At 31.2% G+C, this 22583-nt stretch carries 19 protein-coding genes and 1 other RNA gene; 13 read left to right on the top strand and 7 right to left on the bottom strand.

Annotated elements, in window-relative coordinates; genetic code table 11:
- The first annotated feature begins 93 nt into the window (after positions 1 to 93).
- Both DEA20_04525 and DEA20_04520 read left to right on the top strand, forming a co-directional pair.
- Positions 94 to 1572, top strand: coding sequence for a hypothetical protein (locus DEA20_04525; GenBank protein HBS48432.1), 1479 nt, complete (start codon positions 94 to 96; stop codon positions 1570 to 1572).
- A 144-nt stretch (positions 1573 to 1716) separates the two neighbouring features.
- The gene (locus tag DEA20_04520) at positions 1717 to 2349 is read left to right on the top strand and encodes a hypothetical protein (GenBank protein ID HBS48431.1); all 633 of its coding nucleotides are present in this window, start codon (positions 1717 to 1719) and stop codon (positions 2347 to 2349) included.
- On the opposite strand, the gene rsmA is transcribed toward DEA20_04520, so the two are convergent.
- Positions 2346 to 3179, bottom strand: coding sequence for a ribosomal RNA small subunit methyltransferase A (gene rsmA / locus DEA20_04515; protein ID HBS48430.1), 834 nt, complete (start codon positions 3177 to 3179; stop codon positions 2346 to 2348). The genes DEA20_04520 and rsmA overlap by 4 nt on opposite strands.
- Before the next feature lie 136 nt (positions 3180 to 3315).
- Here rsmA and ssrA point away from each other — a divergent pair.
- The 3 genes from ssrA to DEA20_04500 all read left to right on the top strand — a co-directional run bounded on the left by ssrA (position 3316) and on the right by DEA20_04500 (position 6024).
- Positions 3316 to 3688, top strand: a transfer-messenger RNA (tmRNA) gene (ssrA, locus tag DEA20_04510).
- Positions 3689 to 3807: 119 nt separating this feature from the next.
- The gene (locus DEA20_04505) at positions 3808 to 5193 is read left to right on the top strand and encodes an asparagine--tRNA ligase (protein HBS48429.1); all 1386 of its coding nucleotides are present in this window, start codon (positions 3808 to 3810) and stop codon (positions 5191 to 5193) included.
- A gap of 48 nt (positions 5194 to 5241) precedes the next feature.
- A complete protein-coding gene (locus DEA20_04500) occupies positions 5242 to 6024 on the top strand; it encodes a hypothetical protein (protein HBS48428.1) in 783 nt (260 codons plus the stop codon).
- A gap of 76 nt (positions 6025 to 6100) precedes the next feature.
- Here the strand turns inward: DEA20_04500 and DEA20_04495 are convergent, their stop codons facing one another.
- The 3 genes from DEA20_04495 to DEA20_04485 are packed head-to-tail and all read right to left on the bottom strand — an operon-like array spanning position 6101 to position 7838.
- Positions 6101 to 6595 (bottom strand): GNAT family N-acetyltransferase, encoded by a 495-nt coding sequence (locus tag DEA20_04495; protein HBS48427.1) that lies wholly within the window; start codon positions 6593 to 6595, stop codon positions 6101 to 6103.
- 2 nt (positions 6596 to 6597) lie between these two features.
- Positions 6598 to 7359 (bottom strand): hypothetical protein, encoded by a 762-nt coding sequence (locus tag DEA20_04490; GenBank protein ID HBS48426.1) that lies wholly within the window; start codon positions 7357 to 7359, stop codon positions 6598 to 6600.
- Between the two features lie 5 nt (positions 7360 to 7364).
- A complete protein-coding gene (locus DEA20_04485) occupies positions 7365 to 7838 on the bottom strand; it encodes a hypothetical protein (protein ID HBS48425.1) in 474 nt (157 codons plus the stop codon).
- A gap of 75 nt (positions 7839 to 7913) precedes the next feature.
- Here DEA20_04485 and DEA20_04480 point away from each other — a divergent pair, with 75 nt between their 5' ends.
- Positions 7914 to 9461, top strand: a complete 1548-nt coding sequence (locus tag DEA20_04480; GenBank protein HBS48424.1) for a 2,3-bisphosphoglycerate-independent phosphoglycerate mutase — start codon at positions 7914 to 7916, stop codon at positions 9459 to 9461.
- Here DEA20_04480 and DEA20_04475 read toward each other — a convergent pair.
- Genes DEA20_04475 through DEA20_04465 form a run of 3 tightly spaced genes read right to left on the bottom strand, consistent with a single transcriptional unit; the run spans position 9458 to position 12665 of the window.
- Positions 9458 to 10612 carry a hypothetical protein gene (locus DEA20_04475; protein HBS48423.1) on the bottom strand — a complete coding sequence of 385 codons (1155 nt, stop codon included), beginning with the start codon at positions 10610 to 10612 and terminating at the stop codon, positions 9458 to 9460. The genes DEA20_04480 and DEA20_04475 overlap by 4 nt on opposite strands.
- Positions 10596 to 12182 (bottom strand): hypothetical protein, encoded by a 1587-nt coding sequence (locus tag DEA20_04470; protein ID HBS48422.1) that lies wholly within the window; start codon positions 12180 to 12182, stop codon positions 10596 to 10598. The genes DEA20_04475 and DEA20_04470 overlap by 17 nt, the downstream gene beginning before the upstream one ends.
- 24 nt (positions 12183 to 12206) lie before the next feature.
- Positions 12207 to 12665, bottom strand: a complete 459-nt coding sequence (locus DEA20_04465; protein HBS48421.1) for a hypothetical protein — start codon at positions 12663 to 12665, stop codon at positions 12207 to 12209.
- 178 nt (positions 12666 to 12843) lie between these two features.
- Here DEA20_04465 and DEA20_04460 point away from each other — a divergent pair, with 178 nt between their 5' ends.
- The 7 genes from DEA20_04460 (at position 12844) to DEA20_04430 (ending at position 22562) form a co-directional block, all read left to right on the top strand.
- On the top strand, positions 12844 to 14706 hold the full coding sequence (locus DEA20_04460; GenBank protein ID HBS48420.1) for a transketolase: 1863 nt from the start codon (positions 12844 to 12846) through the stop codon (positions 14704 to 14706).
- A gap of 60 nt (positions 14707 to 14766) precedes the next feature.
- Positions 14767 to 18432 (top strand): hypothetical protein, encoded by a 3666-nt coding sequence (locus tag DEA20_04455; GenBank protein ID HBS48419.1) that lies wholly within the window; start codon positions 14767 to 14769, stop codon positions 18430 to 18432.
- A gap of 9 nt (positions 18433 to 18441) precedes the next feature.
- Positions 18442 to 18960, top strand: a complete 519-nt coding sequence (locus DEA20_04450) for a hypothetical protein (GenBank protein HBS48418.1) — start codon at positions 18442 to 18444, stop codon at positions 18958 to 18960.
- 3 nt (positions 18961 to 18963) lie between these two features.
- Positions 18964 to 19491: a hypothetical protein gene (locus DEA20_04445; protein HBS48417.1), complete on the top strand. Its 528-nt coding sequence runs from the start codon at positions 18964 to 18966 to the stop codon at positions 19489 to 19491.
- A gap of 350 nt (positions 19492 to 19841) precedes the next feature.
- Positions 19842 to 20933: an alpha/beta hydrolase gene (locus DEA20_04440; protein ID HBS48416.1), complete on the top strand. Its 1092-nt coding sequence runs from the start codon at positions 19842 to 19844 to the stop codon at positions 20931 to 20933.
- 113 nt (positions 20934 to 21046) lie between these two features.
- A complete protein-coding gene (locus tag DEA20_04435) occupies positions 21047 to 21847 on the top strand; it encodes a hypothetical protein (GenBank protein ID HBS48415.1) in 801 nt (266 codons plus the stop codon).
- A gap of 22 nt (positions 21848 to 21869) precedes the next feature.
- Positions 21870 to 22562: a phosphohydrolase gene (locus DEA20_04430; protein HBS48414.1), complete on the top strand. Its 693-nt coding sequence runs from the start codon at positions 21870 to 21872 to the stop codon at positions 22560 to 22562.
- The last annotated feature ends 21 nt before the right edge of the window (positions 22563 to 22583 follow it).

Here is a 22583-nt window from a genome sequence, read left to right as displayed (position 1 = left end):
ATTTGTAAATATTGACTTATTTATCTCTGATTAACGATACTTTATTAAAAGGGGATAAAGTTATAAATGTATTTTAATTAAGTGGGGGATAGTATGAACAAAACTAAATTATCTATTTTAAAATTTTTGATAATTACATTTTTTGTATTTTGTCAGCTAAATGCACACGCTCTCAAAGATGTAAAGGTAGCAGAGTGGTCATTTTTTGTTTATGCACAGACAAAAAATGATTTAAACAATTTTTTTGCCAAAAATTTAAGAGATATGGCAAAGGTCGGTTCTAGCGATAAATTGAATGTTGTTGTGCAGTGGGAACAACCTAAAAAAATAGGAACATGGCGATACAAAGTTCAAAAAGGCTCGATAGATTTGGATTATCATACTTCCGCGCTTACAGGTAAAAATATTGCAAAAGATGTGATTGATTTTTTTAAATGGGGTGTTGCAAAATATCCTGCAAAACATTATGCATTGATTTTGTCTGGTCATGGAAGCGGTCCTATAGATCCATCTTATTTTGCTAATCGAGGAATTCTTTTTGATTGGGAAAATAGAACATATTTAAATAATCAGCAATTAGTTGAAATGTTAGATGGTATTAAAAGAGATGTTTTGGGTGGTAAAAAATTAGAACTTTTGGGTCTTGATGCATGTTTGATGGCATCGCTAGAAACCGATTATCAAATAAAAGATAGAGTTGAATATTTGGTTGCATCTCAAGAGCAAGAGCATGCAGATGGTTGGTTTTTCTCAGAAATATTTAAAGATTTAAATTCAAAAAGTTTAAACGCTTCGCAGCTTGGGTACCTAATTGTTGATGCTTATAAAAGATTTTATGAAAAGCGATTTGATTGGTACACACAATCAGCTGTAAATATTAGTGAAATTGAAATTTTGAAAAATAATTTGAATCAAATTTTGATAGGTATTCAAAATTGTAAAAAACTTTATGGTAACTCTTTTACTAATGTTATTAGATCTGCTAGAAATAATTGCGCACAATTTAATGTTCCTATTTATGTTGATTTACATTCTTTTTATTCTGAACTTTATAATCAATTAAAAGCTGGTAAAAAGTCTCCAAGTGAAATAAATGATGGATTTGTTAATTATGTTATATCAAATGAATTTTTAAATAATTCTAAAGATGTAGAAAATAGAGAAAATTTGGTTTTTAAAGATCTTACGGAAACTCCAACAAATTGTTTGGATTTAACATCGACTACATCATCAGATAAAGTTGAATTGCAAGTTCAAGATAATACAATGTCACTACTTGACGAGATTTCATCTTCTATTGTATCAAGTGAGGATGAGTTAACGCTTCTTGCAGAGTCGAGTGATATTAATTTCAAATCTGGTGAGATTGAAAATTTAAAAAATGATTTATGGGTTGGAATGAAGGCAATTGAAAAAATTGTTATAGCTAATACTGTTGGGAAAAATATTGCTAGAGCAAAAGGTATTTCAATATATTTTCCAAAAAGTTCTAATGTTGATAATTCTTACATGAAAACAGAATTTGCCAAAAACACCTTGTGGGTGCAGTTTTTGGTAGATAATATGCGATAAAATTCCATAAAATAAAACAAAAGCTCAATCTAAAAATTAAAATTATGTTTTAGATTGAGCTTTTTTAGTTTATTATCTTTAGAATTAATTTCTTTTTTAGCTTTGGTAAAGCTTAAAAATCTTTTTATTAAGTAGGAGTCTTTTATGCAGTCCTGCAAAATTCAAAAAAGTAAAAATCCCAAAATAATATTAAATTCTGTTGAAGAGGAGATTCTAGTCGTAAGACGTGAATTTTTATTTCCGTATGGAGTAATTGACGGTTTACAATTTGTTGATGTAGCGGAATATGAAAAATTGATATTGTCTAAAGGAATTTTTTTAAAAAGAAGTTTAGTAGAAGAAGATACCAATTATAAGCAAATTATCCCTTATTTAGTTTTTTCTTATAAAGATAAATTTTTTCTTATGCAGCGGAAATCATCTGCTTCTGAATCAAGATTGAAAAATAAATATTCTTTGGGAATAGGTGGCCATATTCGAAAAGAAGATCTTGTAAATGGAGATATAACATCTTGGGCTACAAGAGAATTTTCAGAAGAGATTTATTATGGTGGTTCTTTTAATATCAAACCTATTGGATTATTAAATGACGAAAGTGATGCTGTAGGATCCGTTCACACGGGATTTATTTTTTTGCTTGAAGGCGATAGTAGCAGAATTGATGTTCGTTCGGAATTAAAACAAGGAAATTTGTATTCAATTCCTGAACTCTTGCGATTTTATACGAAGATGGAATCTTGGAGCAAAATTGTTTTTGATTATTTAAAAAAGATTTAAATTAATTTAGACCAAGCTTCTAAAAAATCATGTATTGAAAGTTGCTGAGCGCGAGAATTTAAAAATTTTTCTGAAAAAGTTTCAAGACTGTAATGATTTGATACCAAGTTATTTCTTAGGGTTCTTCGTGGTTGATGGAAACAAAGTTTTAGAAATTTCCAAAAATTCTCTTCTTGTGGTATTTGCAGAGTTTCGCTTTTTGGTTTGAAATAAATCAGACGTGAAAAAACTTTTGGCGGTGGGCTAAATGCTCCCGGTTCTACTTTTTCTAGCAATTTGAATTCGAAATGATTTTGTAAAAATAAACTTGTTGCGCTGTAACTTTTTCCAGTTTTGGAAACTATTTTTTGTGCAACTTCTTCTTGAATCATTACAACACCTTCATTGAAAAGATGTTTATGTTTCAAAAATAAGAAAAATATTGGAAATGTTATTTGATATGGAAGGTTTGCGAGTATAACGAGTGGTTGTTTTTCTTTTAAACTTTCAAACTCAACTTCTAAGATATTTTTTTCTATAATTTCGAGTCTTGGATCTGATATTTTATTTCTTACAACTTCTGCCCATTCTGGATCAATTTCGTAGCAAATTAAGTTTTTACAGTTTGTTTGAGATAAAATTGACTCAGTTAAAAATCCGTCACCACACCCGATTTCCATAATTGTTGTGTTTTCATCAATTTTTACTTCAGCAATCATATGGTCAACGACTGATTGTTTCCTCAAAAAATGCTGACCGTAGGCTTTCTTTTTTCTTGGAAATCCATCATTTTCGTCGCGATTGTGATAAGAAAAATATGGTTTTTTATCGAATTTTTGGTGTTTTTTCATAATCTAATATAATATTGTAAAATTAATAAAAATAAAGCTTATATTTAATTGACACAAAAACTTGAGATTGTTACAATTAAAATTGACAAGTAGAAATATCAATTCTTTGAAATTACCCCAAAAAATTTGAAAACTTGGGGGCGTCACGGTTTCGACGGGATAACGTGTCGACTTGAGAGCATGTCGAGTTTTGTTTTGGGAACTCGTTAAAGAACTAAAGCAAAAACAATAAGTGCAGGACAATATTCTGCAGCTCAAGCTTAATTAACTCAGTTATTTAGCTTGACTCCTGTTAGTGCGGCGTGGCTATCAGCTAATCTAACTTGTATTAATCAGATAGAATTTTCTAGCAAGATTTTTTGGTTTAGTAGCTAGATCATATCACTAAACTGGCTGTGATTTAATTTTTTGCCTTTGAGATGAATCAGTAGTATATTCGAAGGCTAAACATGTAGTGCTTAGTTTACATATTGTTTCGGACATGGGTTCAATTCCCATCGCCTCCACCAATTTTTTGGAGCTGCAAATTTTGCAGCTCCTTTTTTTTTTGTAAAAATTGAGATATCTTTTCACAATGTGTGAAATAAATTTTTAAAAAATTTTTGCTTCAAATTTAGGGAGCTTTCTAATGATCACAAAAATCAAATCAATCACGACAAATAGTTTGGGTAAGGATCTTCTTGTCAAAGGATGGATCAAAAGTTCTAGAAATCTTAAAGATTTTTCGTTTGTCGAAATTAATGATGGTTCTTGTTTTTCCAACTTGCAAGTTGTTGTTGATGCTAAAATTGAAAATTATGAAGAGATAATGAAAAAAGCTACAACTGGAGCTTCTATCTCTGTTTTTGGAGATTTAGTAAAAAGTCCAGGGAAAGAACAATCGTTTGAACTTCATGCAAAAAAAGTAGAAATAATTGGTGAATGTGATCCTGAAATTTATCCATTGCAAAAAAAACATCATACATTTGAATTCTTAAGAACTATCGCACATATTCGTCCTCGCACAAATACTTTGGGTGCTGTGACTCGCGTTCGAAGTGCACTTTCTTTTGCTACGCACAAATTTTTTCAAGAAAATGGATTTTTATATATTCAAACTCCGATTATTACTGCATCCGACTGTGAAGGTGCAGGACAGATGTTTAAAGTTTCAACTTTGGATTTTGAAAAGTTGCCAAAAGATAAAATCGGTAAAATTGATTATGAACAAGATTTTTTTGCAAAGCCTGCTTTTTTAACAGTCTCAGGGCAGCTTGAAGGCGAATGTTATGCATGTTCCTTAGGAAATATTTACACATTTGGCCCGACGTTTAGAGCTGAAAATTCAAACACTGCACGGCATTTGGCAGAGTTTTGGATGATCGAACCTGAGATGGCATTTGCAGAACTTGTTGATGATATGAATTGTGCAGAAAATTATTTAAAATTTTGCGTTAAGTATGCATTAGATAATTGCATGGAAGATTTACAATTTTTTGACAAGATGATTTCCAAAGGTTTGATTGACCGTTTAAATCATATAGTTGAGCAACCATTTGAAAGGTTACCTTATACCAAAGCGATAGAAATTTTAAAAAATGCTGACAAAAAATTTGAATTTCCAATTGAGTGGGGATCTGATTTGCAGTCCGAGCATGAAAGATATTTGGTTGAAGAATATTTCAAAAAACCTGTCATTTTGATCAACTATCCAAAAGAGATTAAATCTTTTTACATGAAACAAAACGAGGACGGTAAAACTGTAGCAGCTATGGATGTTTTAGTTGGTGGAATTGGAGAAATTATTGGCGGTAGTCAGCGTGAAGACAATTTACAATTGCTTGAAAAACGCATGGATGAGCTTGGACTTGATAAACAAAATTATTGGTGGTATTTGGAATTGCGCAAATTCGGATCTGTTCCTCATGCAGGTTTTGGATTGGGATTTGAAAGACTTATTAGACTTGTGACAGGCATGGAAAATATTCGTGATGTTATAGCATTCCCTCGTTATCCTGGTCATGCAGAATTTTAAATAAATAAAAATAAGAGTTATAAATTTAAAAAATAAAAAAGGAAAAATATGAAAAAAGTAGTAATGATAGTTTTTTTAGCTTTGATTAGTTTACAAATTTCTCCCTTTAAAATTATATTCAATGATGGGGGTAAAATTGGTGTAGATGATATGTTTGCAAATAGCGTGTTTCCTCATGTTTCGCTTGCATATAACGTATACAATGCCGATTGTTCTAGCTCTGATTACGAAATAGCAATGCCTATTTTAAATTGTGTATTCGGTTTAGAAAATGGAGCTGCGCTTTTGACAAAGGAGTTTGCTCGCTCTTATTACTATGATTCTTTGGTGTATCAACAGGTTTTTTCAATCTTGCAACAAAATGCATTTTATCAAAACAAAGAAAAACTATTTGCAGTTTTAAGAGTTTTGGAAACATTTAAGCTTTTTAATTATGAGCAAATTGTAAAAGCGTATTACATAGAAAAGCTTGAAGGTAAACAGCATTTAGAAGCATATAAAGTTTTTAATATTCGTAATGTTAAACTTTCTGATTTTGAAATTTTTATAGAATGGATTAATAAGATTATTTGTTCAGAAGAACAGAAATTATCACTTTTTAGAAAAAAGCCATTACGTAAGAATATACTGTTTATGGCGGAATACCTTTTTGATGAATATTGTTCTCCTAATTCTGGAGAAATAATTCCAGAAAAATTGGCTGAATTTGTAGCGTTAGAAAATGTTATGAGAAGCTGCAGAGAAGGTTTCGGATGGAGCATGGTATTGGATGAATTTAAGGTTTTCCAAAGAGAAAAAGGTGCTTTCGGCCCTAGCCCATCTGAGGAATGATTGATCAAATTAAAAACTTTCAATAATTTTAGTTGGTCCATCTGAAGATATTTTGCATGCGACCAACTGATTTTTTTTACAACGATTTTTTATAGAATTTTTTGTCCACATTAATGATTGGAAAATTTTTAGGAAGATCTTGCTCTGTTATTTCGGTAAAACCATTTTTTTCGTAAAATCTGTGTGCGGCGAGAAATGCAGGAGTCGTTCCAAGAAATATTGTTTTAATATTGTGCTCTTTTGCCCAATCTAAAAGATTATCAAGAAGTTGTTTTGCGATTCCTATTTCTTTACCTCTATAATCTTTATCTACAAACATTTTTCTTAAAGCTGCTTTATTATTTTCAATATCAAGTAGAGCAATTGTACCAATGACTTTATCACCGCAAGTTGCAATCCAAAAGTTTCCATTATTTTTTTGATAAAACTCTGAAATATTTTTTAGATCCGGTTGCTCTGCTGGTGTGATTTTTATAAAGAATTCATTTTGCTGAATGTTTGAAATTAGGTCTATTACTTGATTTTGATATTTGGTTTGAAATGACTCTATAACAAAGTTTAATTTTTCCATTTTTATTCCACAACGCTTTTTATAGCACCGATTCCGATTGTAACAGCTTCAACTGCTTTTAAAATCGTAGGTGTTAATGTTATAAAATCAAAATTTAAATCTCTAAATGTTTTTAATTCTTCTTCGTTATAACCACCTTCAGGACCAACAGTTACCAAAATGTTCGAATGTTTTTTGCTATTTAAATCACTTAGCAAATCAAGTAGAGGATTTGTAGAGTCTTCAAAAATTATTTTTTTATGATTTGTATATTCGGTTTTTATTTTTGCTACAAAGTTCTCAAATGAGGTAGGGTTTAAAATTTGTGGGATTGCAAAGTTTTTGGACTGTTCACATGCAGCAACAGATATTTTTTGTAGTCGCTCTAGCTCTTTATCGCCATACCATTTACGCTGAACTTTTTGTGAAATAATTGGTTGGATAATATTTGCTCCTATTGCCGATACATTGCAAACCGATGTTTCAAAATCTTCTTTTTTGAGAATTGGCAGAGCTAAGACAATATTTGTTTTTAATTTTTTGTTTTCATTTATAGATATTATTTCTGCGTAAGTTGTGTCTTTGCTTGCGAATGTTTCAGCTGATAGCGAAAATAATCCATTTGATTTGTTATCAAACAGGATAAAGTTTTCGTCAGTTCGAAGCCGTAATATTTTGGTGATTCTTTGTAGTAACTCTTTATTTTGTAGGACAATTTTTTTTGAAGAATTAATTTTGGAGCTTAGATCTTTAAAGAATAATGCAAAAATATGTTTATTACTCATGGGTTTTACTTAAGTTTTGATAATTCAAACAAATCTGATTTAAAGTAGATTAACGCTAAAGCTAAAATCGATGTGCCCGCCCCTGTTAAATATTTCCCCTTATTGTTTGTAACGTGCTGAGATGCTGCGGAAGCCAAAGGGCTTACTTGTTCGTTTGTCTCATGAGAAATTAATTGTAGCATTTTGAATGCGATTTTTGCTTTTTCTGTTACTGTTAATTCTTTAGAAGGGTCGATATTTAGTTCGCTTTTAGATAATTTCCATAAAATTTTTGCATAAGTTGGCGAAGCTTTTATTTGATCATATATTTTGGCTAAAAATGATTTTTCTTGTAAATTTTCTGATTTAAAATTTGGTGTCAAATCTTCGAAGCTGATATCTTCTATATTATTTTCTTGATTATCTTGTGCTTTTATTGTTGATTTGTTGAGAAAAAATAGTGTAAAAATTATGGATAAAAGTAAAATAAGTTTTTTCATTATTTTATATCCTTTCATTTATGAAAAATTTAACTTTTGAAGTTTAGCATATTTTATTTAAATAAGAAGGTTGTGATGGAAAATTTGAAAAAAGCGCCTGTTTTTTTAGTCATTTTGGATGGTTTTGGTTTTAATTCTTTGCAAGATGGAAATGCTATAGCTGCTGCGAAAATGCCTACTTGGAACTCTTGGCTCAAAAAATATCCTAATACATTACTTAATGCTTCAGGAGGCGCTGTTGGATTACCGGAAGGTTTTATGGGGAACTCAGAGGTTGGACATTTAACCATAGGGTCCGGACGAGTTGTTAAAAGCGTTCTTGCAAAAGTTGATGATGCTATAAAAGATGGATCTTTTGTTAAAAATGAAAAGATCTTAAATCTTTTTAAAAAATTAAAAGATGAAAATAAATCGCTTCATTTGATGGGTTTACTTTCTGATGCCGGAGTGCATAGCCATATCGATCATTTATTTGCATTTTTAGAAATGGCCAAAAATGTAGGACTAAAAAATGTTTATGTACATCCATTTTTGGACGGACGTGATACTTCTCCAAAATCTGCAACTAAATATTTAAATCAATTAGAATCATTTTTACAAAAAATTGGAATAGGCAAAATAGCTTCTCTTCATGGTCGTTTTTATGCGATGGACCGCGACAGAAATTGGGATAGGGTAGAAAAAAGTTGCAATATATTGACTCAGCCAGAAATCGTTTCAACTGAAATGAATTGGCAAGAAGCTTTGAAAAAATCTTATGAAAATGGTGATAGTGATGAATTTGTAAAACCTATCTTGCTTGATGAAAAAGGAAGAGTACAGAGTGGAGACGGTGTTGTTTTTTTTAATTTTAGACCTGATAGAGCAAGAGAGCTTACTGAATGTTTAACGAATCCTAATTTTAAATTGTTTAAAGTAAATAAGGATTTGAAATTATCATTTTTTGTTTGTATGTCTTGTTATGCATCAAATCTAAATGCGTTTGTTTTGTTCGATGAAGATGAAGTTAAAATACAAAATACTTTTTTGAATGTTTTAGTGAAAAATAATAAAAAAATATTTGCTATAGCAGAAACGGAGAAGTATGCGCATGTTACGTATTTTTTCAATGGAATGAATGAAGAAAATTTGCCAAACGAAATTCGAATTTTAATTCCTTCTGTAAAAACCAAAAATTATATTCAATGTCCGCAAATGTCAGCAAATGAGATAACACAAAAAATAGTAGAATCGTTAAACGATGATGTTTGTGATTTTTATTTAGTAAATTATGCTAATGCTGATATGGTTGGCCATAGCGCAGATTTTGAGGCTACGATAAAAGCATGCGAAGTTTTGGATCAACAACTTACAATTTTGTATAAAGAAGTTGTTTTAAATAAAAATGGAATTTTGTTTGTAACTGCAGATCATGGAAATGCAGAATGTGTTCTTGATGAACAAGGTAATCCAAAAAGTTGTCACACGACCAATCCTGTTCCTTTTATGGCCGTATCAAAAGAACCTTTAAATATTAAAATTGCAGCCCCAATAAAGCTTGGAATTTCGTCCATAGCGCCAACAATTTTGAAATTTATGAAACTTGATATTCCAAAAGAAATGACAGACAAAACAATTTTTTAAAGTTGAATTAATTTTTTAATATTTTCATCAATATTTACAAGATCATCCATAGGCATATTTGTTTGTTGTTGGATGATGAATAAATTAGGATGTTTTTTTACCATCTCTTTGGCGTTAAATATTTGATGATCTGTTTGTTTGGTTTGAAGCGGAATGATTAATGCTTTTTTATTAAAAAATTCAAGTTCGAATATTGTTCCTGCTCCAGCGCGACAAATCACAAGATCAGAAAGCAAAAAGTAATCTTTTAGTTTGTCTTTGTAGTTAAAAACTATTGCGGGAATTTCATTTGAACGATAAAACGATGCAACCAATTTATCATGGCCTTGACCTGTTTGATGAATTATTTGGATTTTATTTTGAATTTCTTTGTTTTTTTCTAACCATTTAATAAATAAGTCGTTGAGATAAGAAGAACCTTGTGAACCGCCTAAAACAAAAAGAGTCTTTCTTTTTAAATCAAAGGGGTAAAAAGGATCAACTTCGAGATTGCCGCAGCCTAATTTCAAATGAGCTTTGGTGCTTAATACATCTTCTTTGCTTTGGAATCTTTTGTTTATTAATGTAATAAATTCATTTTTATCAAAACTTTTATCATTTTCGTTAAAGCGAATTGGGTATGGAGCTAAGAATATTTTGTTTTCTAGTTTTTGATTTTTGATAGTTAACAATTCTTTGCATTTTTCAAATACTACAAAAATTTTGCTTGCAAAAGGTGCTATAAAATTTGTTGCTCTGCCTGGAACTACATTTAACTCATAAGCTTCGATTGGAGTTTTTAGGTATTTGGCAGCGATGCAAACTGGAATTGAGAGGTATCCGCCAGTGCTGATAATTTTTGTAGGTTTATACGTTTTTAAAATTTTACGACTTTTGAGAATTGTTTTTAAAAATTGAAAACAAAATTTAGGATAAAGCCAAACTTTTTTGCCTGGAAAATTGATTAAATTTAGATCAATTTTGATGAATTGGATTTTAAATTCTTCTGTTACTTTTTTATCTATTTTTTTTGCGCTGCCAAAAAAGATTATTTCGCCGGATGAATTTTCTAGCATCCAGTTTTTAGCCAAAGTAAAAGCTGGAAGAATGTGCCCACCAGAGCCACCAGCGGCTATGGCTAGATATTTTTTATTTTCAATGTGTGTAAGCATAACTTAATAAGTGTTCTTTTATAATTTTGTTTTGAGGATCAATTTTTAACGCTTCGCTAAATATTTCAACTGCTTCTTTGATTTTTCCCTGTTTTGCAAGAATAAAACCTTTTGTGTCTAAGAATGCTAAGTTTTTAGGTTCATATTTTAGCGCGCCGGTAACTAATTCATAAGCATAGTCGAAATTTTGATTATTTGAAGCATAAAAATAAGCTAAAAGATTATAAGCTTGCGGATAGATTTTTTTTAGCGCAATTATCTCTTTTAGTGGCTTTTCAACTTCAGAATTTTTTTCAAGAACAAAATTTAAATATGCAATTGGATATAAAATTTTAGGCCTTAATGTTTCATCGTTATTTAACTCCAAAGCTTTTTGATAATAATAAAGGCTTTTTTCTAAGTTTTTATCAGCTAAATATAAATCGGCTAAAAAAATGAAAATTTGTTTACTTTGTTTATTTTGCGCAATTACATGATGCAAGATTTTAAAAATAGTTTCGTTTGTTAGCCCTATTTTTTTTAATGCAAGAAGTGACTCTAAGGGCGTAAGATTATCAGGTTCATCCATTATCCAGTCTTTTAGATAATTTAGAAGCACAATTAAATGTTCTTTTACTAATTGTTTATTTGGTTCTTGTAGCGTTATGCCGAATAAAATTTCAGTTTTTAAAGCTTTTGCATTAGCTAGGTGCGAATTTTTTTCTAAAGCGATAGATATGTAATTTTTGGCTTTGTCCCAATGTTTCCCTTTCCAACAAATTAAAGCCAAATCAAAAAAATGTTCCGCTGAATCATCTGTGACTTTTTCTAGTTCTGCGATAGCTTCGGCAAACATTTCTTGTTCAAATAAAAGTAGAATTAGCTTTTTTTGTACCACTGGGTTTGGAGTACCTTTTTTATCTCGAATTTTTAAATAAGAGAGATAATATTTGATAGCTTCTTTATTTTGTTTTTTAAATTCGGCAATTACCGCTTTAAGTAGCCAGCCATTTTCATTTTCTTTGTCTATGCGAAGAAGTGTATCGATAGTAGTTTCCGCCTCGGCAACTTTTTCCTGTTGGAGTAATATTTTTGCTTTCAAAAAGTAAATATCACTAAATTCTTTGGATTGTTTTGGGTTGCTTGCCAAAAATTGGTCGATTGCTTTTAGCGCTTGGTCAAAATTTTCTTCGTCGATGAGTAGGAAAATGTGAAATGCTACTATTTTTAGATTAGTAGGATTTTTTTCAAGCAATTCCGCCAAAAGCTTTGTGCCTTCATTTTTTTTGCCTGTTGCAAGATAAGATTGTACAACGGCTAGTTGTGCTTCTGCATCATTTGCAAATTTGTCTTTAAGCTCGATTATCAAATCATAACGCCCGAAGCCTTCAAGAGTTCGGAGTAATTCTTTTTGTGGTTCTTTCGAATTGCTAGGAGTTATTTTATTGAAAGCATCTAGAGACTTTTTTAAATCTCCTTGAACGGAGTGATATTCTGCAAGAGAAAAATTATAATAATTATTAGGGTCACTTGCTTTTAGATTGATTAAGAAAAAATTAAATAGAAATAATGGTAAAAACAGCTTTTTCATTACTTATTCCTCAAAATTTTAGACTTATCTAGCGATTCTATTTTTATAGTACTCGACTAACACATTTTTTAATTCAATGTCTTTTATCTTATCTAAAGATTTTTGTTCTTTGACAGAAAATGAAATTTCAGTGTTATTTGAACTGTTTTTTCTGTTTTTTATGAATTGAACATTTTGAGTTTTTGCTATTTTTTTCTTACCGGTTACTTTGAATCGTATTATTTCGATTTGATTTGTTTCTAGTACATCATTTATTCTTTTTTTGAACAAATTTGAAAGAGAGTTGAGTTCTTGTGCCCAAGCTGGATGGTCTACGCCAAGCGTGATTGTATTGGAGTCTATTCTTTCTATTCTTATTTTGTCTTTTAAATTTTCTCCAATAATATCATTCCAGTTTTGAAAAAGTTTTACTTTCCACAGAGTTTCCTTAGGAAGATTTTCTAAAATGATTTTATTTATATGTTCGATAGAATATTTTTTCATTTATGTCTCGATTCAAATTTAGGATTTTGTATTAATCTAATTTAAAAATTTATTTTTTAAAGCTAAAATTTTGCAGGGTATAAATTTCAAGATAATTTTAATTTCTAAGATTTTATCCTTAAGTTTATAATACTTTTTGTGCGAAATATTTTGTTAGAGAAAAATTAGAAGGTTTTTTATGAAAAATGAAATTAAAAAATTTATACAAAGCAGAGCTGCTTTACTTAGAATTGATTCAATAAAAGCTACAACAGCTTCAAAATCTGGCCATCCTACTACTTGCATGTCTGCTGCAGATATTATGGCAGTTTTATTTTTTTATGTTATGAAATTTGATCCTAAAAATCATCAAAACCCAAACAATGATCGTTTTATTTTGTCCAAAGGTCACGCAGCTCCTATTTTGTATGCTGTATGGAAAGAGCTTGGTGTAATTTCTGAAAGCGATTTACTTTCTCTGCGCAAAATTGATTCGGTTTTTGAGGGACATCCAACTCCTCGCTTTGAATATAATGAAGCTGCAACAGGTTCCTTAGGACAGGGACTTTCGATTGGTTTGGGAATGGCATTGAATGCAACAATATCCAAATTAGATTACAAAACGTATGTTCTTTTGGGCGATGGAGAAACTGCGGAAGGTTCTGTTTGGGAAGCAGCAGAACTTGCAAGCCATTACAATTTAAATAATTTGGTTGCGATTGTTGACTGTAACCGTTTGGGGCAATCTGGCGAATCGATAGATGATCATCATACTGAAATATATGCAAGAAAATTTGAAGCTTTTGGATGGAGTTCATTTGCTATTGATGGACATAATATTGATCAAATTTTGGAAACATTTGAAAAAATAAAATCGATCAAAGATAAACCGGTTGCGATTATTGCAAAAACATTCAAAGGTTATGGTCTTGAAAATATTCAAAATAAAAATGGATTTCATGGTAAACCATTTAATGACGAAGAGGCAAAAGCTGCGATCCAAGAAATAAAAAATAAATTTTTAAAAGAAGAATCGAACTTTAAATTTGCTCCAAATTTGCCAAATAAATCTGAAAATATTTTGAAAAAAGAAAATATCAAAATTGATTTAACTATTTCACAGTACAAAGATCTTTTTGAAAAAGGCAAAGAGCTTGCAAGCCGTGAAGCGTTTGGTTATGCGCTTTCAGATTTAGGTAACGTTTCTCAAAATGTTGTTACCCTTGATGCGGATGTGAATAATTCAACGTATACAAATTTTTTCAAAAAAAATCATGAAAGCAGATTTATCCAATGTTTTATTGCCGAGCAAAATATGGTAAGTATTGCAACCGGACTTCAAGGCAGAGGTAAAATACCTTTTGCTGCAACTTTTGGTGCATTTTTTAGTCGTGCATTTGATCAGATTCGCATGGCTGGAATTGGTCGAAATGCGTTAAGATTATGCGGTTCACACTGTGGGGTTTCGATAGGGGAAGATGGTCCATCGCAAATGGCGCTTGAAGATATTGCCATGTTTAGAACCATTCCAAATTCTATTGTTTTTTACCCTAGCGATGGCGTTTCAACCTATAAACTTACAGAGCTGATGGCAAATTATAATGATGGTGTTTCATACATTCGAACCACTCGTGGCAAAACTCCGGTAATTTATGGTAAAGATGAAAAGTTCGAAATAGGTGGATGCAAAGTTTTGCGCCAGAGCAAAAATGATAAAGCTTGTATCATTGCTGCAGGTATTACTTTATTCGAAGCTCTTAAAGCTTATGAAGAATTGAAAAATAAAGGAATTTTTGTTTCTGTGATAGATCTTTACTCAGTTAAACCTCTTGATATTGCAACAATCATAAAAGTTGCAAAAGAGTCGGGAAGCAAAATTGTAACCGTTGAAGATCATTACTTAGCAGGCGGAATTGGTGAAGCTGTTTCTACTTCTGTTGCAAATGAGAAATTTGAAATTACAAATCTTTATGTTGATAAACTTCCAAGATCTGGAAAACCCGAAGAGCTTTTACAGTTTGAAGGAATTGATAGCAAATCGATTGTTAAATTATTTGAGTAGCAAATGTAAAAGCCCACGAAAAATTCGTGGGCTTTTTGTTTAAAAAATGAGGTATCCAAAATGATATCCAAAAAAATTTCTAAACTACTTTTTATATTTTTACTTTTAATTGCAACAACTTTTATTAAATTAGTTCCATCTTATTTGGATAGCTATGGAGCTGCGCCTATAGCTGAGTATAACACACAATTTTCTATGGGGAATTATTCACAGCCTAAATCACAGCAAAATGATACTCAGGCTTTCATGGACCAAGCTCGATGTGAATACGAAGCTTCTCGTAGAACCCAGAATTTAAATGCATTGTACAATACCACACCAAAAGAACATCCGGTAAAAAATCCAGAGATTCAAAGTTTTGATCAAAATGAAATAAAAACAAAATTTTCCGATCAGTTAAATAGATCTCCACAAAATAATCAAAATCTTTTTGGTAATTTCGATTATTATTCAAATCCAAATTATAAAGGGATGATTTGTGACGCCCTAGGCTATGAAGAATATATTTTGGATAAAGACAAATATTTCGAAAAATATGATCATCGTTGTAAGTATAAACATTCCGGAAGAGATGCGGGTCTCGCAGATAAGGAATGGGTAAGATATGTTCAAACCGAAGCTAGTCGAATAAAATCCGAAAGATCTGAGTTTTATCAGAATTATTCGAGTGCGATTATCAAGGGAAATCAAGAAAGTAAATTGTGGCAGAAGCAACTTATTGAATCTGAAAAGCAAAGAAAAGATAAAAATAATTCACTTAAAGGAGGGCAAGAAACATATAAGATTCTTTTGAATGTTGTAGAAAAACAACAAAAAGAATTAATACTTTCACAGCGGCAACAGCAATTGATAGAAGCATCAGTGGAATCTATTGGTAGAATGAACAGTGCATTAAAAAATAATGATTTGAATAATTTTGAAAAATACAAAATTCGTATAAGCGCCTTAAATGATGATTTTTCAGATTTTACCGCCAAAGAGTGTAAAACATATAATTTGTCACAAGATGCAGAAAATGATTTGAAATCTTTTGGGATAAATTGTGAGAAATTCAAAAAGTGTGATGGATGCAAAGTACAGCAACTGGTAAATCAAGAGATTGAAGCGGTTTTAAATAGAACCTGTGTTTTGAGAAAATATTTTAATGCGGATGATCGTATAAAATCGCTTACAGAAATGATTTATAGGACTGCAAATTTGGCTGCAGATAAATCGGCAAATAATAACATTAAAGAATCGTTTGCTTTATGTGATTTTTGCGAAAAGATGATCGTTGCTAGCGAAAAATATTCGTTATTAATTACTCAGGGTTCAGGAGATTTAAAGTGGGATCCGAACCTTTTGAATTATCGAAGACCTTCTATAACCCTTATCAAAGAAAATTTCTCCTATAAATCTGACCAAGATCAAAAGAACAAAATTTTTCTTGTATCAAGTTATTGTGATGCTTGTAAAGATGCAGCTTTGGCTTATAGCAATTTGGTATTAGATTTACAAAAAAATTCTCAAGTTTTGAATTCGATTAAAGGTTTATACCGCATAGAAAATTTAAGTGAAGATAATTTATCAATAATAAAAAATAATATTTCAGCAATTTTTAATCCGCTTGGTAGTAGTGATGGAAATTTAAATCAGTTGCTTACGAATGTTATCGCGTCCGAGCTTGAAACTTCAAATTATTATCTTGCTGATGATGCATCGATGAAAAAGTTGAACGCTACGCTTTCAGATATTTTTCTACAATCGGCTTTTGATATTGAAGAGATGAATCGTCAAATTTTGAAGCAGCAAAAAGAAGAGGAATCTTTAAAATCAGCAAATGAGCAAGAATATTTGTCAAAGCACAATGAGTGGGAACAAGAACAGCAAAATGCTTTGAATGAAATGTTATTGCAAAAAGAGGAAGAAGAAAATAAAGAAAAATTAGAAAAGCAAAATCAATCGCTTCTTACAAAGGCGTCTAATTTTGTAACTGATTCTTTGTTTGGTGATCCTGGTAGCAACGAGTTGCAAGCTATTCGATACAAAAAGCAGTTCTTTAATAATGTTTCAAACTCTTCTAACTCTTCAGAGTATGATAAAGAAGTTGCGCGTGTTGGGCTTGAAAGTTTGCCTACAGAAGGCGAAGAAGCAACTGTGCATAGTGATGAAAATGCTTTTTTGAAAAAACGATCAGACGCAATTTATAGCTATTTGCAAGAAGGTCCAAATAAAGAAATTAGAACTGAATATTATAGTCTAAACAACCAAGCATGCGAATATTTGCCGCGATTAAATTTTGACCCGAATGAGTACAGATCTTTTACGGGTAATAAAGTACAGAGATCGTTTTTGGGAGAAACAGTTGACATAATCAATCAAACTTCTCAAATGTTAGATTCTTTTGTAGATGTTAAGCAACTACATGGTCCTTCATATGCCATTTATTCTGCATTGCGACATGCTAAAAACTTTGCGCTTAAAAATGAGATGATAAAATGTGCCGCTGCTAATAATTTTGCGCATTCGATGCTTCGGTATAGCAAAGAAATAGCAAAAGTTTATGTGAAATTCGAAGATGTTTATCTTCATACAGGTTTATCTTTAGCAAAAGGTGTAGGTTTATCCGCTTTTGATGCTTTAGCTTATGCTGTAGATACCATTGATAGACCGCTTGAAACAATTGATGAAAGTTATACTGCGATTAAAAATCTTGCTTGTGCTGCCGGATCAGGATTGAAAAAATATTCAACTATGGCTGCGTTAAACGCATGGGAGTTAGGTAAATATGTTGCAGAAAATCCCGACGGTGCTTGTGATGACTTCTTTGATGGTTCTATAAAATTTTTAAAACATATAAGAGATCATTCAGATTTATCTTTTGATAAAGTGCTCAAATCGATAAATGACAAGCTAGATTATTTGGATAGTGATGAAGTGTTGGGAGCAGAAAAAACAGTTGGGCGAGTAGCGGGAAGTTTTGTCATTGGTAGTAAAATTCCGACAGCACATAGCGTAGCTTTTGGTCAAATATCAAAGTTCGTACAAATTTTGAAAAACGAAGAGAGAATTGCTCGAACTATTAAAAATCCAGATTTACAAGCTGTGGTGGCTCCGATTAATAATCTTGTTTGCGATTTAAATCATGTCTACGATTTAGAAAAAAAGTTTGGAGCAGAAAAAGTTGCTTATGCCAAAAAATGTTTAACCGATCATCCCGCTATTCATGATGTCGGTGTTCATACAAATCAATGGTTAGATTTGCTTCTACGACATGAAGAATGGAACGGAAAATCGATAGAACATGTATTTTGCGGGGAGTTTTTAGCTGCTAATGAGACACAGCAAATTCGTTCTGGATTAACAGTTGGGATGCATACATTGGAGGCTTTTGAAAATTTTAAAAAGAAATTTAATTTCGCGGATGATTTATTTAAAGTTGAAAAATTAGAAAATGGCGTTACTCGAGTTATTTCTCCAAAACATGTATTTGCAAAAGATAAATTTTATAACAAAGCAAAAGTTATTACACAATCAGGTGAAGAAATCAAAGGTATAAAAACACTGTGGCCTACAAATTATACTTCTAAAGATATTTTCGAAGCTGCGAAAGAAATAGTTTCAAATAAAGCAAATAATATTGAGGGTAATAAATTTGTAGGTATTACTTCTAGAGGCATTAGAGTTGAAGCTCGAGTTAGTTCAGAAGGGAAAATATTAACCGTATACCCTACATGGAATCAATAAAGGAAATTTATGAAAAAAAGCAAATTAAGAGATATCTATGAATCAATAAGATATGAATGTCAAGACTATGATATTTATGAAGATTGCATAAATAGAATGAAAAATGCTGCAGAAAGTGATCCTGTAGAGTTCGAAGATTTAATTAATCTTTTAAGCGAAGAAAAATATGAGGGTAATAAATTAACATTAGCAGAAGTTTTAGTTTTATTGAAATGGATGCCTATAAAAAATATCTTACATGAGTTAATAGAAAAAAGTTGCGATTTAGGAAATAAAATTGAAGCTATAGAATATCTGGTAGACATGCGAGATGAAAGAGCAATTGATTATATTATCAATACAACACAAGAAGCATATGAAAAAAAGGATAATCATTATCTAATTTCTGCTGCAATAACACTGCTTAGGCTAGAAAATAAAAAAGGAACACAAGCTTTTCTTAAATTAGTAAATAAATATGAAGAATTAAAAAAATATTGCGAAGGAAAAGAGTTTTTTAAGGAAGTTAAAAAATTAGCAAATGAATAATTTATGAAAACAAACGTTCGAAGTTTTTATAATGCTTTTAGAGATGGTGTACAAGATTATAATGTAATTGAATTTTATATGGATGAAATGAAAAAGGCTGCAGAAAAAGATCCTATAGAGTTTGAGTACCTAATTAATCTTTTTAACGAAGAAGAAAAGGATGAAGAAAATAAATTAATATTGGCAGAGGTTTTAATCTCTTTAAAATGGCCACCTATAAAAGAAAAATTACATGAATTTATAGATAAGAGTGATTATTTAAGCGGTAAAATCGAAGCTGCAGAGTGTTTGATAGACATAGGTGATGAAAGTGCTGCTGACTATCTTATTAAACTTGCCGAAGAAGCTTATAAAAAAAATGATGATGATAGTTTAGTTTCTGCTGTTTATACATTGCTTAAATTAAATAATAAAAAAGGGACACAGTTATTTCTTTCTTTAGTTGATAAATACCCCATTTTAATAAAATATTTCGAAGAAAGAAGAATGCAAGGAGTCATTGAAAGAGTAAGGGCACGAGCAAATGAATAAGCGTTTTTGATTTGCTAAAGTACCTGCTTAATATGTTGCAAATTAAAGGAGCAATTATTTTGCTAAAAGTGAAATTCTTGGTTAGCATTATCACTTAGTTATAGTTTATTTGGACCTCAAATTAAAATAGAAAATTTAGCGAGGCCGTTATGAAAGTTTTATTAGTTCTTATCTAAACTAGCCGAAAAACGTGATGTTTTTCATCTGTTTTTGGTATTCGTGTTTATATTTTCCATATAATTTTAATATTTTATGCTGACTGCATAAAAGTTGATCTGTTTATGCATTTTTATGTGCATGTACATGATTAATAATTGTTTAACAAAAAATATCGAAAGAACTGAAGAAAAATGAGTAATAAAGACACAAGGCAGCTAAATTTTTATCAAGAACCAAAACCTCCTTTCCCTTATTCAATAGAAGAAGTGAGTTATCAAAATGAGAAGGCAAAAGTAAACCTTTCAGGTAGTTTAACTATGCCGAATCAAACCGGACATTTCCCCGCTGTGATATTGGTTGCTGGTTTAGGTCCGCATGACCGTGATAATAATATGATGGGGCACAAGCGTTTTCTAGTGCTTGCAGATTATCTGACGCGTAATGGTATTGCCGTTTTACGTTTTGATAAGCGTGGAGTTGGAAAATCTACGGGAGATTATGCGGTGGCAACGAGCAGAGATTTTGCGGATGATGTTATTGCCGGAATTAAATATCTAAAAACGCGAAAAGAGATTGATCCAAATAAAATTGGGTTAATTGGACATAGTGAAGGCGGGATGATTGCCTGTATGTTAGCTGCAGAATCCAAAGATGTTGCTTTTTTAGTATCGATGGCAGGAGTTGTCCAAACAGATGTTGATGATTTAGTTATGCAAACTGCAAAGCAGTTAAAGGCTGATGGTGCAAGTGAAGAACTTCTTGCTCAAGATCATAAATTGCGAATGCAGATATTGACCATTGTAAAACAAGAATTAAATATAGAAGTTGCCAAAGTTAAACTGCAAAAACTAATGAATGATTATTGCGCGCAATTGCCTGAGAATTTAAAAAAAGAATCGGATAATATTCCTTTTGCAATAACCAAATCAAAAATAGATTCAATGGTTGAGGCATTTAATTCATCTTGGTATCGTTATTTTCTTAATTGTAATACCGCTGAAATGCTTAAAAAGATTGTTGTCCCCGTTCTTGCTCTTAATGGTGATCGAGATTGGATTGTTTCATCTAATCCATCGCTAGAAATAACTTCTGACTCACTAAAAGCTGCAGGCAATTTGGATTATAAAACAGTTGAATTGCATAATTTGAATCATACATTTCAAACATGTAAAACGGGTTCTTTAGCAGAGTATGGAACAATTGAAGAAACAATAGCGCCAGAGGCATTGAAAATAATATTGGATTGGATTTTAGCAAAAACAAATAAGGAATTTTTGATATAATTTAGTTTGTTAAACAAAGAGGTAACGTTGTGATTTTAAGCAGCGTTGCCTCTTTTATCTGAAGTTAGAAATAGAAAATATTAAAATAGCGAATAAGGTTTGATGGAGAAGAAATGAGTATTCAAGGTTCATCCGAGTGGTTAACATTTATCAAAAATTCAAAAAAATCAAAAAAGACGGGAAAGTTTTTAGCAAAAGATAAATATGGAGTTCCTGTTGTGCTTGAATGGACGATGACCGGAATTCGATCTTCCGATTATCCACAGCTAATGAAAAGTGTAAGTGAATTAGCTGTTTCTTCTTATGTACCAGTTGAAATGGAATTTCTGAAAAAATATCCAAATGCTGTAACAGAGCAAGATTTATATTTAAAAAGTTTTTATCCTTTTTTTAAAAATGGAATTGCTGCAGTTGATTGGAATGCTGTTGAAGAAAAATTAAAATCAATGTTAAAAACTTTTTATTTCGGAGTTGCCGATTTATCCATTTTTGCCGAAGAAATTATTAAAGTTTGGGAGCAAGATATTTATTTTTTTGCGACAGTTAAAGATCAAGCAACTCAAAAATTATTAGGTTTTAGAATTCTTTCAATTTCTTCAGGGTGTGCTTTTGGCGACACTTTGGGTCATAGTTTGGCTATTCTTTCGCAAGAGCAGAATCGAGGTTTGGGAAAGTTGCTTATGAGTTCAATTTTTAAAATTGTTCCACAAGTCAAACGAATATTTCTTATAACTCGTATAACTAACAATACTGCTTATAATGCTTTTCAAAAATGGGGTTTTACAAAAACATTAAAACCAATAGATGTTTTCCATTTTAAATTTGATGAAAATCATTGGACTAGTTTGGAATATAAAACAGACAATTCAAATATTTTACAAAAGGTAGCGGAAAAATTTGTTAACTTGGATTAAATAATAAAAGGAAGGAGATTTTATGGATCAACAAAAAATTATTCAGCAAACTGCAGATTTTGTGAAAAGCAAACTTTATGGTCAAGGTACAGGGCATGACTGGTGGCATGCAAGTCGCGTTTGGAAAACTGCACTAGAAATTGGGAAAAAAGAAGGAGCGGATCTTTTTGTTGTGCAACTTGCTGCTTTGTTAGAGGATATTTCTGACTGGAAGTTTAATGGTGGTGATACGAAGGCAAGTTCAAAAATTGCACGAGAGTTTTTAACTTCGATTGATGTTGAAAGCAGTATCATAGATCATGTTTGCGAAATTATAGAAACACTTACATTTAAGGGTGCCGGAGTAGAAACTGCAATGCGTACTCTTGAAGGAAAAATTGTCCAAGATGCGGATAGACTTGATGCAGTGGGCGCGATTGCTATAGCGCGAACATTTGCATACGGCGGTTATAAGCAACAAGAAATTTATAATCCCCAAATAAAACCGGTTTTGCATCAGTCGTTTGAACAATATAAGCAAAGCAGCAAAACATCACTTAACCATTTTTATGAAAAATTATTGCTTTTAAAAGATCGAATGAATACAAACACGGGCAAAAAGCTTGCGCAAGAACGGCATGAGTTTATGGAAAAATATCTAGAGCAATTTTTTAAAGAGATTGGCGAAGATAAACTTGTATTTGAGTCAAAAGTTAGAGAGAATGAAAATTCTTAAAACCGGTTTTTAAATAGAAAA

The organism is Candidatus Dependentiae bacterium (genome assembly GCA_003511165.1).
Lineage (GTDB): Bacteria > Babelota > Babeliae > Babelales > UBA12411 > UBA12411.
Note: the sequence above shows the minus strand (reverse complement) of the source record. Positions and strands in the feature narration are given on the sequence as shown.

Coding starts and splice junctions, on each gene's coding strand:
- DEA20_04525 (HBS48432.1), top strand. CDS start 94: ATGAACAAAACTAAATTATCTATTTTAAAATTTTTGATAATTACATTT.
- DEA20_04520 (HBS48431.1), top strand. CDS start 1,717: ATGCAGTCCTGCAAAATTCAAAAAAGTAAAAATCCCAAAATAATATTA.
- rsmA (HBS48430.1), bottom strand. CDS start 3,179: ATGAAAAAACACCAAAAATTCGATAAAAAACCATATTTTTCTTATCAC.
- DEA20_04505 (HBS48429.1), top strand. CDS start 3,808: ATGATCACAAAAATCAAATCAATCACGACAAATAGTTTGGGTAAGGAT.
- DEA20_04500 (HBS48428.1), top strand. CDS start 5,242: ATGAAAAAAGTAGTAATGATAGTTTTTTTAGCTTTGATTAGTTTACAA.
- DEA20_04495 (HBS48427.1), bottom strand. CDS start 6,595: ATGGAAAAATTAAACTTTGTTATAGAGTCATTTCAAACCAAATATCAA.
- DEA20_04490 (HBS48426.1), bottom strand. CDS start 7,359: ATGAGTAATAAACATATTTTTGCATTATTCTTTAAAGATCTAAGCTCC.
- DEA20_04485 (HBS48425.1), bottom strand. CDS start 7,838: ATGAAAAAACTTATTTTACTTTTATCCATAATTTTTACACTATTTTTT.
- DEA20_04480 (HBS48424.1), top strand. CDS start 7,914: ATGGAAAATTTGAAAAAAGCGCCTGTTTTTTTAGTCATTTTGGATGGT.
- DEA20_04475 (HBS48423.1), bottom strand. CDS start 10,612: ATGCTTACACACATTGAAAATAAAAAATATCTAGCCATAGCCGCTGGT.
- DEA20_04470 (HBS48422.1), bottom strand. CDS start 12,182: ATGAAAAAGCTGTTTTTACCATTATTTCTATTTAATTTTTTCTTAATC.
- DEA20_04465 (HBS48421.1), bottom strand. CDS start 12,665: ATGAAAAAATATTCTATCGAACATATAAATAAAATCATTTTAGAAAAT.
- DEA20_04460 (HBS48420.1), top strand. CDS start 12,844: ATGAAAAATGAAATTAAAAAATTTATACAAAGCAGAGCTGCTTTACTT.
- DEA20_04455 (HBS48419.1), top strand. CDS start 14,767: ATGATATCCAAAAAAATTTCTAAACTACTTTTTATATTTTTACTTTTA.
- DEA20_04450 (HBS48418.1), top strand. CDS start 18,442: ATGAAAAAAAGCAAATTAAGAGATATCTATGAATCAATAAGATATGAA.
- DEA20_04445 (HBS48417.1), top strand. CDS start 18,964: ATGAAAACAAACGTTCGAAGTTTTTATAATGCTTTTAGAGATGGTGTA.
- DEA20_04440 (HBS48416.1), top strand. CDS start 19,842: ATGAGTAATAAAGACACAAGGCAGCTAAATTTTTATCAAGAACCAAAA.
- DEA20_04435 (HBS48415.1), top strand. CDS start 21,047: ATGAGTATTCAAGGTTCATCCGAGTGGTTAACATTTATCAAAAATTCA.
- DEA20_04430 (HBS48414.1), top strand. CDS start 21,870: ATGGATCAACAAAAAATTATTCAGCAAACTGCAGATTTTGTGAAAAGC.